Here is a 12,862-nt window from a genome sequence, read left to right on the forward strand (position 1 = left end):
CTGGTGGGAGGGGTCGTATGAGTGCACGTACGTGCCAACGACCCCACCGCCCGTCGGATGCGGGCCCGCCGGAGAAATAGCTGTTCGGTGAGGCGCTCCGGGGTGCACGGCCATGATCAGGTACCGGCCAGCGGCATCGCCGCGGCGACCAGGACCCCGCCCGCCGAGGCCTTCTCCAGCGCGTCGCGCAGCAGGTCCTCGCGGGGCTGCTGGCCGATCGAACCGGCCGGGGCGGCGTAGACGAGCACGGTCTGCGACTTGTTGGCCGCGGCCCGCCAGCCGTCGGTCACCTGGAGGGGCGCGTGCGCCTGCCACCAGGCCACCGGGGCGCCGCCGCCGGTGCCCGGCTGGAGCACCGCGTGCAGCTGCCCCGCGGCGAGCAGGATCGACCAGCCGTGCAGCACCTCGGGGACCTGGCCCATCCGCTGGACCGGGTGGAAGCCCTGCTCCAGCAGCAGTTGCAGGAACTCGTCGCCGCCGCTGCCGTCCGTGCCGGGCCGGGCGATCGCCCCGGTCGGTTCGACGACCAGGGCCGGGTGGAGTTCGTCGTCGATCAGGACGAGGCCGCTGGTGATGCCCAGCACGGCCTGCTCGGGGTTCAGCCCGTCCGGGGCCTCCTGCTCGCTTCCGGTGATGCTGCGCACGGCCCCCTGCAACTGCTCCTCGGCGACCTGGACGACCTGGGAGGGGATGCAGGTCGCGTGGGCGAAGGCGAGGACCGCGGTCTCGTCGCCGACGAACAGCACCGTGCTGGTGCGTTCCTGCTCCGAGTCGCCGGGGGTGCGGCAGGAGGTGCAGTCGTAACTGCCGGGGGCGTTGTCGCCGACAAGCAGCCGGTCGGCTTCGGCGTCGCCGATCTCGGCGCGTACGTCCTCGCTGACGTCGAGCATGCGCGGCACGGGTGGCTCCTCGAACTCGGTACGTGCGCCGGGCGGTTCCCGGCTCATGAAGAAGACAACGGGTGAGCTGCTGCCGGGGTCACGCGAGAAAGCGAACGGAATCGAACCGAGGAGCCGACCGGTTCGGCAATACCCCGACAAGTCCGGAAATGGCGGTGTGCGGTGCGCGGCCGGCTCCCGCGGAGGAGGCGCCGTCCGTGGCGACGGGAGCCGCGCTCGTGCCGCCCCCCTGCGTCGGTGCCCGCGGCGGCCGCTCCGATGCCGGAAAGCGGGTGATTCGGGTCGTCCGCTATACGGGCGGAACCGCGCGGCCGGGCCGGTCCGATGGTGTGGATATTGTGAGCATGGGATAAGGGTGCGATAAGGAAGGATGAATTCTCGACGGCCCGCTCGCTTGCGGGAGGGTTTTGCGGAGGGAAATCGACGGCGTCCGGCATCAGATATTCGACCCGTTTTCCGGTCTTCTCCGCCGGTCGTTTCCCGGCCTGTGCGATTACTGTGCGTCGGGTTGTGAATCGCGCGTTCGGGTGAGGGAGCCCGGCGGGAACACGTGTGGTGATCCTGTGACACAAGCGTGACCGGTGGAGGACGTGAGGATGCCGTGCGACCGGTCGGCGCCCCGGGTTACGCCTCCGTCCGGGGACGCCTACGGTGAGAGGTATGGCACCCATACCGGCTCCTTCCGCCCAGCCCGACGACACGCCCGGCGCGTATGTCGGCCTCACCGCCGAGACCGCGGAACAGCGGGCCAGGGAGCGTGGCTGGAGCACGGTCAGAGCCCTGCCGCCGGGCACCGTCATCACCATGGAGTTCCGGAGCGGCCGGATCAACTTCGAGGTCGACGGCGGCGCCGTGAAGCGCTGCTGGATCGGCTGAGAGCCGGCCGCGGGTCACCCGGCAGGCTCTCGGGCCCCCGGGCGGGCCCCCGGGTCGGCGGGGGCGCTTCCCCGCCCCATGGGTGAGGGCCCCGACCGGAGTCGGGGCCCTCACCCATGCGGAGGAGCGGCGGTGCGCCGCTCGCGGGGGTCAGCCGCCGGCCACCGGCCGGGCCGGTGCCGTGCCGCCGCGTGGTGTGCGGTCCGCGTGCGGCGGGCGGCGGCTGCCGGCCGGAGTGACCGGGGTGCGTTCCGAGCGCACCGCGTGGCCCTGGTGCGCGGGGGGCGCGGTGTGGGCGCGCGGGCGGCCGCCCGCAGTCGTCGCCGTGACCGCGGACACCTGACGGCTGCCCGCGGCGACCGGCTCGCGGGCCGGGCTCTGCGCCGCGGTCTCGCCCACGGTCGGCGCTCCGGCCGGAACCGGCCGGGGATCGCGCGCTGTGGCGGGCGGGGCCGGCACCAGCCTGCTGCGGGCGCTCAGCCGCTCGCGGGCGGCGAAGATCCAGTCCTCCGCCCGGGTGATCAGCGGCTCGCACCACGGCAGGCCGAGCAGGATCAGCAGCCCCGCCGCCCAGCCGAGCACCACATCGCTGAGCCAGTGCGTACCGAGGTAGACCGTCGTCAGGCCGACGCCGAGCGACACGACGGCGGACATCGCCGACAGATAGCGCCTGGCCCGCGGAGTGGCGGCCAGGTAGGCAAGGATTCCCCAGGTCACGACCGCGTTGGCGGTGTGCCCGGACGGAAATATATCGCCGCCGGCGAAGAGTTCGGCCGATCCGATCTGGGTCGCGTAGTGCGGGCCGAGCCGGCCGAGGCCGTACTTGACCGCCCCCACCGTCGCGTTGAGCAGCAGCAGGGAGACGCCCAGTGTCAGCAGGGGGCGCAGGGTGTGCTGCCGCCAGGAGCGCCAGCCGAGCCAGCAGGCGACCATGACGGCCGTGGGCCCGCGCTGACCGAGTACGACGTAGTAGTCGAGGAAGGCATGGATCTCGGGCCACTGCTGGTACGGCCGGAAGAGCATGACCTTCCAGTCCAGGGTCACCAGCCAGGACGACATGAGCACGGCAATGACGATGGCGAGATAGAACGCCAACGTCCCCCCGAAGAGAGCGATGCGGTGACGGCTCATCCGCGGTGTCTCTATCTTCGGCGGTTCCGGCTCCCGGTCCAGGCGGGCAAAGATGTCGGTACGCACCCAATCGACGTTACAGCGAGTGAGTGGGTGACCTGGTCGATCCGGCCGCTTTGTGATGACGATGTGATGTGGACTATGTCTCAGCGCGGTCTTTTTTCCTGAACCTCAGAAGAATCCCGGATTCCTTCCGTTCTATTTATTCGGCACTCGTGCCGGAAGAGTTTTTGGATATTGACGGAAAAGCGCACGGGATACCGAAGTGCATTTGGCGGGAGCTTCGGGAGAGCGGAACGGACGGTGTCGGTCCGGTTACTCGACGCCTTCATCCGCTGTCCGACGGGCGATTCGCGGCGCCCCCTGAGCTCGTCGCACGCACCGCCGAACGGGCCGTTTTCGCAGGTCGCGAGGGGTCTCCAGGTGGGTCGGACCGGCCGGGGGCAGTGGCGTACACCACACGTGGAGGCGGTTGGCGGTATGAGATGGGCCACGTGTAGCCCTGCCGAACTCGCGTACGCTGACGCATCACTCGCCCGTCGATGCCGGGCCCGGAGGGACAGCGAACGCTGAATCCCCAGAGGGCCCGCCGAGCGCGAGGGACCTTCTGGGAGGTAGATGCATGTCCGGGACGACCACAGCCCGAACCCGCCTGCGCGCAGCCGCCGACGGTGCCAATCGATGGGTCGTCCTGGTCGTCCTCTGCCTCAGTCTGCTGCTCGTGGCGCTCGACGCGACGGTGCTGCACGTCGCCGTCCCCGCCGTCACCGAGGACCTGCGGCCCAGCGCCGTCGGCCTGCTGTGGATCGTGGACGCGTACCCGCTGGTCTGCGCCTCACTGTTGATCCTCTTCGGCACCCTCGGTGACCGGGTCGGGCGGCGGCGCATCCTGCTGCTCGGCTACGCGCTCTTCGGGGTCGCCTCCGCCGTCGCCGCCATGGCCGACAGCGCGGGCGTGCTCATCGCGGCGCGGGCCCTGCTCGGCGTCGGCGGCGCGATGATCATGCCGGCCACCCTGTCGATCCTCCGCCAGGTCTTTCCGGACCGGCGCGAGCGGGCCGTGGCGATCGGCGTGTGGTCCGCGGTCGCCGCGGTCGGCGCCGCCACCGGACCGGTCGTCGGCGGCTTCCTCGTCGAACACTTCTGGTGGGGCTCGGTCTTCCTGATCAACATCCCGCTGATGGCCCTGATCCTTCCGCTCGGCCGGCTGCTGCTCCCGGAGTCCCGGGGCAGCAGTGACGGCCCGTGGGACGTGCTCGGCGCCCTGATGGCCGCGGCCGGAGTGCTCGGGGTGGTCCTGGGCGTGAAGCGGGCGGGCACCGGCGACGGCCTCCTCGTGCCGGCCACGCTCCTCCCGCTGCTGCTCGGGGCGGCGCTGCTCGTCGCGTTCGTCCGCCGCCAGAAGCGGCGGACGCACCCGCTGATCGACATGGGGATGTTCGCCAGGCCCGCCTTCTCCACCGCGGTGGGCTGCATCGTCCTCGCCATGCTGGCCCTGGTCGGCCTGGAGCTGATCGCCGTCCAGTACCTCCAGCTCGTCCTGGGCCTCAGCCCGCTGGAGACCGGCCTGCGGCTGCTGCCGCTCACCTTCGCCGCGATGGCCGCGGGCGCCACCGGCTCGTACACCCTGCGCCGGGTCGGTCCGCGCCGGATGGTCGGCTGGGGCTTCGTCCTGACGGCCGTCGCGGTGCTGATGCTGACCGCGATGGGGCAGCACGACCGGCCCGGCCTGCTGACGGCGTCCTTCGTCCTGCTCGGCTTCGGCCTCCAGTCCACGCTCTTCGGCGCGTACGAGTCGATGCTCAGCGAGGCCCCCGCGGACCGGGCCGGCGGGGCGGCCGCGATCGGTGAGACCTCCTACCAGCTGGGCGCCGGCATGGGCATAGCGCTGCTCGGCAGTGTCATGAACGCCGCGTACACCCCGGGCCTCGCGCGGCTCCCCGAAGCGGGTGTCCCCGCCTCGGCCGGCGCCGCCGCCTCCCACTCGCTCGGCGAGGCGTACCAGGTGGCCTCGCGGCTGGGCGGCCCGCTCGGTCAGGTGCTGCGCTCCACGGCCCGGGACGCCTTCATCGGCGGGCTGCACATCACGCTGCTCGTCAGCGCCGCTCTGCTGCTGCTCGGGGCGCTCGCCGCGCTGCGGCTGCCGAGGGTGATGGAGTGCCCGCCGGTGCTCTGCGAACCCCGCGAGTCCATGGACGGCCGCCGGGGCGCGGAGGCCGGGCAGGACGAGGATTCGGGCGGCCGCCGGGGCCACGAGGCGCCGGTGGCGGACCGGCCCAAGGTGCTGCTCCCGCTGCCCGCCGCGCGGCTGCCCGCCGAGGCGACCGGCCCTGGACGCACGGCACACTGAGTCGTAACGTCAGCACGGCGCCGTGACTAACACTGCTAGTTTTCGGCGTTCCCCGTACCGTCCTCAGTACCGTGCGAGCCGCCGGAGGCACATCCTCATGTCCACCGCTCCGTCCTCGAAACTCCCGCCCTTCGACCCCCGCGACCCCATCGGCATCGACGACCTCCTGGGCACCGAGGATCTCGCGATCCGCGACACCGTCCGGACCTGGGCCACCGACCGGGTCCTGCCGCACATCGCCGAGTGGTACGAGAACGGCGAGCTGCCCGGCATCCGCGAGCTGGCCCGCGAACTCGGCGCGCTCGGGGCCCTCGGCATGTCCCTGGAGGGCTACGGCTGCGCGGGCGCCACCGCCGTGCAGTACGGGCTGGCCTGTCTGGAGCTCGAAGCGGCCGACTCCGGAATCCGCTCGCTCGTCTCCGTGCAGGGCTCCCTCGCCATGTACGCCATCCACCGCTTCGGCTCCGAGGAGCAGAAGCGGCAGTGGCTGCCCGGCATGGCGGCCGGCGAGATCATCGGCTGCTTCGGCCTCACCGAGCCCGACCACGGCTCCGACCCGGCCGGTATGCGGACGTACGCCAGGCGCGACGGCGAGGACTGGGTGCTCAGCGGCCGCAAGATGTGGATCACCAACGGCTCGGTCGCCGGGGTCGCGATCGTCTGGGCGCAGACCGACGAGGGCACCGCGGGCGCCGGTATCCGCGGTTTCGTCGTGCCGACCGGTGCCCCGGGGTTCTCCGCACCCGAGATCAGGCACAAGTGGTCGCTGCGCGCCTCCGTCACCAGCGAGCTGGTCCTCGACGAGGTGCGGCTGCCGGCCGACGCCGTGCTGCCCGGCGTCACCGGTCTGCGCGGGCCGCTCGGCTGCCTCAGCCACGCCCGCTACGGCATCGTCTGGGGAGCCATGGGCGCCGCACGGGCCAGCTTCGAGGCGGCCGTCGACTACGCGAGGACGCGTGAGCAGTTCGGGAAGCCGATCGGCGGCTTCCAGCTCACCCAGGCCAAGCTCGCCGACATGGCCGTCGAACTCCACAAGGGCATCCTGCTCGCCCACCACCTGGGCCGCCGGATGGACTCGGGCAGGCTCCGCCCGGAACAGGTCAGCTTCGGAAAGCTGAACAACGTGCGGGAGGCCATCGAGATCTGCCGCACCTCACGCACGATCCTCGGCGCCAACGGGATCTCGCTGGAGTACCCGGTGATGCGGCACGCGACGAATCTGGAGTCGGTGCTCACCTACGAGGGAACCGTGGAGATGCACCAGCTGGTGCTGGGCAAGGCGCTCACCGGCCTGGACGCGTTCCGGTGAAGGACGACCACCGGAGCGATCCGGTGAGCGCCCCGCTCAGCTCTGGTTGAAGAAGCCGCCGGCCTGCCGGCCGGGGGCTTCGCCGATGACGACCTGGGTGTCGGCGGGGGTCAGCAGGAAGACCCGGGTCGCCACGCGGTCGATCGACCCGCGCAGCCCGAAGATCAGCCCTGCGGCGAAATCCACCACGCGCTTGGCGTCGGCGGAGTCCATGGAGGTGAGGTTCATGATCACCGGGACGCCGTCCCGGAAGAGCTCACCGATGCTCCGGGCGTCCCGGAAGCTGTCCGGGGTCACGGTGGCGATCCGGCGGCCCGTCTCCTGGGCCGTCTCGGACGCCACCCGCACCCGCGGATCGGTCACCCAGGCCTGTCCGGTCCCGGTCCGTGCACCCTCGGAGTACTCGTCGTCGTCGTAGTACCGCTCGTCGTTGTCCTCTACGAGGCCCAGCCAGGCACTCGCCTTGCGCACCGATCCCATGGACGCCTCCTCTCACCGCGGTTCCTTGGCGTTCCGCATCTCTTTCGTATCCCTATGGTCGTCCATGATGCGGATCGTGCGCCAAGGGGATAGGCGGCGCGCAGGCCATTCGTGACGGTACTGGTGCAGAGGATGTGGCGATTCGTCAAGGTTCCTCCTGCAAAAGGGCCCTGGCGAAAGAAAATATGATGCTCCGGGCCGTACGGGTGACATGGGGGACGTATGGGTGAACGGGGCGCTCGATACGATGCACGGCGCGCACTCGCCCGAGCGTGGCGCACAGCTGAACGGCACCCGGGGGATCGTCGTGTTCGGAATAGTCAGGCCCTGCACCCATCGACTGTCGGAGGGGCTGAAGGCCGAGTGGATGGCCCATCTCTGCGGGCTCTGTCTGGCACTTCGATCCGACCACGGGCAGTTCGCCAGGATTGTCACGAACTATGACGGCCTGATCGTCTCGGTCCTGACGGAGGCTCAGACCGAACGCACGTCCGCACAGCGCCGCACGGCGGGGCCCTGCCCGCTGCGCGCCATGCGGACCGCGCCGGTCGCGCGGGGCGAGGGGGCCAGGCTGGCGGCCGCCGTCTCACTGGTGCTGGCGTCGGCCAAGGTGCGGGACCACGTCGCCGACCGCGACGGGCTGTTGAAGCGGCGCCCGGTGGCGGCGGCGGCCCGCAGGGTGGCGGCGGGCTGGGACCGCGCCGGTGCGCGTACCGGCGCACAGCTCGGTTTCGACACGGCGTTGCTCGTCGACGCCGTCGACCGGCAGACCGGCATCGAGCTGCTCGCGGGCCCCGGCACCCCGCTGCTGACGGTCACCGAACCCACCGAGACGGCCACCGCCGCGGCCTTCGCGCACACCGCCGTACTCGCGGGCAAGCCGCGGAACGCCGGGCCGCTGGCCGAGGCGGGACGCCTCTTCGGACGCCTCGCGCATCTGCTGGATGCCGTGGAGGACCAGGAAGCTGACGCCGCGTCGGGTGCCTGGAACCCGCTCACCGCGACGGGCACCTCGCGCACCGAGGCCCGGCGGCTGTGCGACGACGCGCTGCACGGCGTACGGCTGGCACTGCGCGACGCGGAGTTCACCGACAGCAGACTGGCGCACGTGCTGCTGGCGCACGAACTGCGGCGCTCGGTGGACCGGGCCTTCGCCACGGACGTCTGTTCCCATCAGCCGGGGGGCCTGCTGACCGGGGGAGCGGCCGGTCCCGGGTCAGCCGGCCATCCGTCAGGAGGGGGACACACGGGGGCGTTCGGGCCGCCACCCGGCAACCCGTACGCCCCCTCGGGGCCCGGGGCCCCCTTCGGCCCGCCGCAGCCGCCGCCGGAGCCCCCGCGCGACCGGCGCGGGCTCGTCCTGGGGTGCCTGGTGTGGGCGGGTCTCGCCTGCACCTGCCAGATGTGCTGCGGCACCTTCGACGATCCGTGGAGCCGCCGGCGCCGCGAGGGACTGTGCAGTCAGTGCGACTGCGGTGACTGCTGCGACGGCTGTGACTGCTGCGGCAATTGCTGCGACGGCTGTGATGGCTGTGGCTGCTGCGACTGCGGGTGTGACTGCTGAGCCCGTGTCATTTGATCTCGGGCGGTGAGATCTGCGAGGTCTCGATCGCCGACTCGCCGATGCCCCACTTCTTCAGGATCCGGTCGTAGGTACCGTCCGCCTTGAGGCTGTTGACCGCGGCCTGGAAGGCGGGCGCCAGCGGAGTGCCCTTCTTGAACGCGAAGCCGACGTCGAGACGCTTGAACTCGTTGAGGAAGCGCACGCCCTTCTGCTGCTTCACGGCGTACCGCAGCCCGTTGATGGTCGACATCACCACGTCGGTCCGCCCCTGCTGGAGCCCGGTCCATACGGCGGCCAGGTCGGAGTACGTCTTCACGTCGTACGGCTTCTCGCCGGCCTCGGCGCACCGGTGCTTGTTCTCCTCCAGCGTCACCTCGAACGTGGTGCCCGCGGCGGTGCCCACCGTCAGCCCGCAGAGCTGGGTCAGATCGGTGACCTTCTTCAACTCGCTGTCGTCGCGGACCGCGAAGCCCTGCCCGTCATTGAGGTAGGTGACGAAGTCGATGGTCCGGCGGCGCTCGTCGGTGACCCCGAAGTTTCCGGTGCCCACGTCGTACTTCCCGCTGCCGAGCGCGGGCAGTATCGCCTCGAACGCGGCGACCTCCCACTTCGGCTTCAGACCGAGCGCCCCGGCCACGGCGTTGCCGAGGTCGATGTCGGTACCGGCCAGGGTCGTGCCGTCCTCCAGGTAGGTGGCACCGGGCGGGGTGCTGACGCTGGCGGCGATGGTCACGGTTCCGGAGGAGCGGACGGAGGCCGGCAGGAGGCCGGCCGCGGTCCGGTCCCGCTTCACCCCCGACACGACGTCGGTCGTGGGGATCGCGTTCTTGGCGGCGGGACCGGCCGCACCGGCGGGGGCGGCCGCCGGATCGCCGGAACCGCACGCGGTGAGAGCAAGCATGGCCGCCGTGATCAGTGCGAGGGCAGCGGTGTGCCGGGTACGGGGCATCAGGGAAGGTTCTCCAGTTTCGGCGGCCGTGGACGGGCGCCGGGCAGCGCGAGGCAGCCCACGGCCGGGGCGGAGGAAGGCATCCTGCGACGTCGGAGGACTCGGTGCGAGGGGAGGGCGGAGCGCTGTCGCGTACGCGAGGGCACGCGGGGAGAGAGGCTTCCGCGCCGGTCAGCGGCGCGAGGAGAAGCGGGAGAGGAACGGGAAACGCAGGGGGTCAGCTCAACAGGAACAGGACCACACGCGACCGAAGTCGATGTGGGAGCGCTTGACCAGCCACTTCTGCGAATGCATGGCCCAAGTTGAACAGGCATCCGGTGGTCCGTCAACTGGCCCCCGCGCACGGCTCACAGTGTGGACAGGCTTGACATCCCGTTGTGAACAGCGCTTACCTCGGAGGCAGTGGACCGTGCTGAGGGGCCGGTCCGCCTCGTTCTCCGAGCTGTCGCGTTCCAAGCTGTCGTGTTCCGTGCCGAGGGCACGCCCCGTGTTCGATCGCCGCATCCACGGAGCCCTCGTATGTCCGCCCAGACCGACACCCTCCCGCCGGCACTCCCGGCCCCGCCCCTCAAGGACGACGCCGACCGGCTGCGCATCGTCCCGGTACGCCGGACCGGCCAGTGGACCGCGGCCGTCGCCGTACTGGTCCTGCTGGCCCTCGCGCTGAACTCCGTCATCCGCAACGACGCCTTCCAGTGGGACGTCGTCGGCGACTACTTCCTGACCACCGCGGTGCTGCGCGGCCTCTGGCTCACCCTCTGGCTCACCGCGCTCGTCATGGTGCTCGGCTTCGCGCTCGGAACGCTGCTCGCCGTCATGAGGCTCTCCGCCAACCGTGTTCTCCAGGCCGTCGGCTGGGGGTACGTATGGCTCTTCAGGTCCACCCCGATCCTGGTCCAGCTGCTGTTCTGGTTCAACATCGGCGCGCTGTACCCCGAGATACTCGGCGTCCGCACGGTGAACCTCCTCGGCCCCGTCACGGTCGCCGTCATCGGACTGACGCTCCACGAGGCCGCGTACGCGGCGGAGGTCGTACGCGGCGGCATCCTCTCGGTGGAACGCGGACAGCTGGAGGCCGCCCAGTCCCTGGGCCTCGGCCCGTGGCGGCGGCTGTACCGGATCGTGCTGCCCCAGGCGATGCGCTCCATCGTGCCGCCCGCCGGGAACATGCTGATCGGCACCCTCAAGGGCACCTCGATCGTCAGCATCATCGCCGTGCAGGACCTGCTGTACTCGGTCCAGCTCGTGTACCACCGCACCTACCAGGTCATCCCGCTGCTGCTGGTCGCCACCCTCTGGTACGTCGCGGTGACCTCGCTGCTCGGCATCGGCCAGCACTACGTCGAACGGCACTACGCCCGCGGCACCGCGGACGCCCGGTGAGCCGCCGGCCGTCGCTGGTCGTCATCGGCGCCGGACCGCGCGGCACCGGCCTGGTCGAGCGCATCGCCGCCAACGCCGCAGAACTGTACGGCCACCGGCCGCTCGACCTGCACCTCGTCGACCCGTACCCGCCCGGCGCCGGCCGGATCTGGCGCCACGACCAGTCGCCGCTGCTGTGGATGAACTCCATGGCCGAGGACGTCACCATGTTCACCGACGACACCGTCCGCCAAGAGGGGCCCGTACGGCCGGGGCCCGCTCTCGACGCCTGGGCGGCGGACGTCCGCGAGGGCCGGACCGAGCCGTCCGGCGATGCGGCCGAGCCCGGACTTCGTGCCGAGATCGAGGCGTTGAGCGGTCAGGACTTCCCGAGCCGGCGGCTGCAGGGCGCCTATCTGCGCTGGGTGTACGGAGAGTCCGTGGCCGCTCTCCCGCCCTCGGTCACCGTCCACGAACACCGTGACCGGGCCCTGCGCGTCACCGGTCCGTCCGACGGCCGTCAGCACGTCCGGCTGGAGGGCCGCACCGAACCGCTCGTCGCCGACCTCGTGGTCCTCACCATCGGCCACCTGGACGCCGAACCGGACGCCGAGCAGCAGGAGCTGTCTGCGTTCGCCGGCCGGCACGGTCTCGTCCACCTGCCGCCCGAGTTCACCGCCGACAGCGATCTGAGCGCCCTGCGCGCGGGCGAACCCGTGATAGTCCGGGGCTTCGGACTCGCCTTCATCGACCTGATGGTGCTGCTCACCGAGGGCCGCGGGGGACGGTACGAGAACGGGACCTACGTGCCCTCGGGCCGGGAGCCCGTGCTGCACGTCGGGTCACGGCGCGGGGTCCCGTACCACTCCAAGATCGGATACGGCTGGCAGGGCGAACGGCCGGAGCTGCCGCGGTTCCTCGGCCCCGACCGCGCCGACGAGCTGCTCAGCCGGACGGAGCCGCTCGACTTCCGCCGCGATATCTGGCCACATATCGACAAAGAGCTCGGGTACGCCCACTACCACCGGCTCCTCACCGCCCACCCCGAACGCACCACCGCGGACCGGGCCGCCTTCGAGGAGAAGTACGCGGCGGCCGAGCCGGGCAGCGACGATCTGCGGGCCCTGATCGCCGCGGCCGTCCCCGACCCCGCCGACCGGCTCGACATCGCGGCGCTCGACCACCCGCTGGACGGGGTGCGCCACTCCTCGTACGACGCCTTCCAGGAGGCGACGCGCCGCTACATCACCGCCGACCTCGACCGCCGGCACGACCCCGGGCACAGCGAGGATCTCGCCGTCTTCCTCGGACTGCTCTCCGCCTACGGGCAGTTGATCCGCTTCGGCGACATCGGGAGCTGGTGGCACGGCTTCTTCAGCTACCTCGCCTCAGGCCCGCCGGGCCCCCGGCTGCGGCAGCTGCTCGCGCTCTCCCGGGCCGGCGTCGTCCGCTTCCTCGGCGCCGGGACGACGGTCGAGGCCGACGAGCGCCAGGGTGTCTTCCGGGCCGGCAGCGTCACCGTCCCCGGCGAACGGGTCGAGGCCCGCGCCCTCGTCGAGGCCCGGCTGCCCGACCCCTCGCCGGACCGCACCCGCAGCACCCTGCTCCGGACCCTGCACGAGGACGGGGCCGCCGCCACCGCCACCGGACTGCTCGCGGTCGACCCCGGCGACGGCCGCGTCCTGGACCGCGAAGGACTCCCGCACCCGCGCCGCTTCGCGCTCGGCCCGCACACCGCGGCCCGGACCGGCGGCGCCTTCACCAGGCCGCGCACCGGCGGCCCGGCCTTCCGGCAGAACGACGCCACCGCACGCGCCGCCCTCACCTTCCTGCGCGGCCTCGCAGACACCGATGGCTGACCGGTCCGCGCACCTCCGCCCCGAACCGCCCGAGGAACCCCATGACAACGACCAGCCGTCCACCCGAGAGCGAACCTGCCGCG

Annotated in this window: 10 protein-coding genes; 6 read left to right on the forward strand and 4 right to left on the reverse strand. The window is 71.7% G+C overall.

Annotated elements, in window-relative coordinates; translation table 11 throughout:
- Nucleotides 1-116: 116 nt before the first annotated feature.
- A complete protein-coding gene (locus tag ACIO3R_RS33385; protein WP_385041968.1) occupies nucleotides 117-899 on the reverse strand; it encodes a hypothetical protein in 783 nt (260 codons plus the stop codon).
- Between the two features lie 660 nt (nucleotides 900-1,559).
- Between ACIO3R_RS33385 and ACIO3R_RS33390 the strand changes: the two genes are divergently transcribed.
- Nucleotides 1,560-1,775, forward strand: coding sequence for an I78 family peptidase inhibitor (locus ACIO3R_RS33390; RefSeq protein ID WP_385041970.1), 216 nt, complete (start codon nucleotides 1,560-1,562; stop codon nucleotides 1,773-1,775).
- A 150-nt stretch (nucleotides 1,776-1,925) separates the two neighbouring features.
- On the opposite strand, the gene ACIO3R_RS33395 is transcribed toward ACIO3R_RS33390, so the two are convergent.
- Complete coding sequence (locus ACIO3R_RS33395; RefSeq protein WP_385028571.1) at nucleotides 1,926-2,972, reverse strand: phosphatase PAP2 family protein; 1,047 nt, start codon at nucleotides 2,970-2,972, stop codon at nucleotides 1,926-1,928.
- Nucleotides 2,973-3,528: 556 nt separating this feature from the next.
- On the opposite strand from ACIO3R_RS33395, the gene ACIO3R_RS33400 reads away from it, so the two are divergent.
- Both ACIO3R_RS33400 and ACIO3R_RS33405 read left to right on the forward strand, forming a co-directional pair.
- Nucleotides 3,529-5,256 (forward strand): MFS transporter, encoded by a 1,728-nt coding sequence (locus ACIO3R_RS33400; RefSeq protein WP_402110775.1) that lies wholly within the window; start codon nucleotides 3,529-3,531, stop codon nucleotides 5,254-5,256.
- 97 nt (nucleotides 5,257-5,353) lie between these two features.
- Nucleotides 5,354-6,565, forward strand: a complete 1,212-nt coding sequence (locus tag ACIO3R_RS33405; RefSeq protein ID WP_385028569.1) for an acyl-CoA dehydrogenase family protein — start codon at nucleotides 5,354-5,356, stop codon at nucleotides 6,563-6,565.
- Nucleotides 6,566-6,601: 36 nt separating this feature from the next.
- Here ACIO3R_RS33405 and ACIO3R_RS33410 read toward each other — a convergent pair whose 3' ends face one another.
- The gene (locus tag ACIO3R_RS33410) at nucleotides 6,602-7,045 is read right to left on the reverse strand and encodes a cell division protein SepF (protein ID WP_385028567.1); all 444 of its coding nucleotides are present in this window, start codon (nucleotides 7,043-7,045) and stop codon (nucleotides 6,602-6,604) included.
- Between the two features lie 307 nt (nucleotides 7,046-7,352).
- Between ACIO3R_RS33410 and ACIO3R_RS33415 the strand changes: the two genes are divergently transcribed.
- Nucleotides 7,353-8,609 carry a DUF5685 family protein gene (locus ACIO3R_RS33415; protein WP_402110875.1) on the forward strand — a complete coding sequence of 419 codons (1,257 nt, stop codon included), beginning with the start codon at nucleotides 7,353-7,355 and terminating at the stop codon, nucleotides 8,607-8,609.
- A 7-nt stretch (nucleotides 8,610-8,616) separates the two neighbouring features.
- Here ACIO3R_RS33415 and ACIO3R_RS33420 read toward each other — a convergent pair whose 3' ends face one another.
- A complete protein-coding gene (locus tag ACIO3R_RS33420) occupies nucleotides 8,617-9,558 on the reverse strand; it encodes an ABC transporter substrate-binding protein (RefSeq protein WP_385028562.1) in 942 nt (313 codons plus the stop codon).
- Between the two features lie 519 nt (nucleotides 9,559-10,077).
- Between ACIO3R_RS33420 and ACIO3R_RS33425 the strand changes: the two genes are divergently transcribed.
- Complete coding sequence (locus tag ACIO3R_RS33425; RefSeq protein WP_385028559.1) at nucleotides 10,078-10,941, forward strand: amino acid ABC transporter permease; 864 nt, start codon at nucleotides 10,078-10,080, stop codon at nucleotides 10,939-10,941.
- On the forward strand, nucleotides 10,938-12,779 hold the full coding sequence (locus ACIO3R_RS33430) for an FAD/NAD(P)-binding protein (RefSeq protein ID WP_385028556.1): 1,842 nt from the start codon (nucleotides 10,938-10,940) through the stop codon (nucleotides 12,777-12,779). The genes ACIO3R_RS33425 and ACIO3R_RS33430 overlap by 4 nt, the downstream gene beginning before the upstream one ends.
- Nucleotides 12,780-12,862 lie beyond the last annotated feature (83 nt).

Source organism: Streptomyces sp. NPDC087428 (assembly GCF_044744085.1).
Lineage (GTDB): Bacteria > Actinomycetota > Actinomycetes > Streptomycetales > Streptomycetaceae > Streptomyces.

What these genes read in the sequence shown, in the direction of transcription:
- ACIO3R_RS33400 (WP_402110775.1), top strand. Translation starts at nt 3,529, where the DNA reads ATGTCCGGGACGACCACAGCCCGAACCCGCCTGCGCGCAGCCGCCGAC.
- ACIO3R_RS33410 (WP_385028567.1), bottom strand. Translation starts at nt 7,045, where the DNA reads ATGGGATCGGTGCGCAAGGCGAGTGCCTGGCTGGGCCTCGTAGAGGAC.
- ACIO3R_RS33405 (WP_385028569.1), top strand. Translation starts at nt 5,354, where the DNA reads ATGTCCACCGCTCCGTCCTCGAAACTCCCGCCCTTCGACCCCCGCGAC.
- ACIO3R_RS33390 (WP_385041970.1), top strand. Translation starts at nt 1,560, where the DNA reads ATGGCACCCATACCGGCTCCTTCCGCCCAGCCCGACGACACGCCCGGC.
- ACIO3R_RS33420 (WP_385028562.1), bottom strand. Translation starts at nt 9,558, where the DNA reads ATGCCCCGTACCCGGCACACCGCTGCCCTCGCACTGATCACGGCGGCC.
- ACIO3R_RS33425 (WP_385028559.1), top strand. Translation starts at nt 10,078, where the DNA reads ATGTCCGCCCAGACCGACACCCTCCCGCCGGCACTCCCGGCCCCGCCC.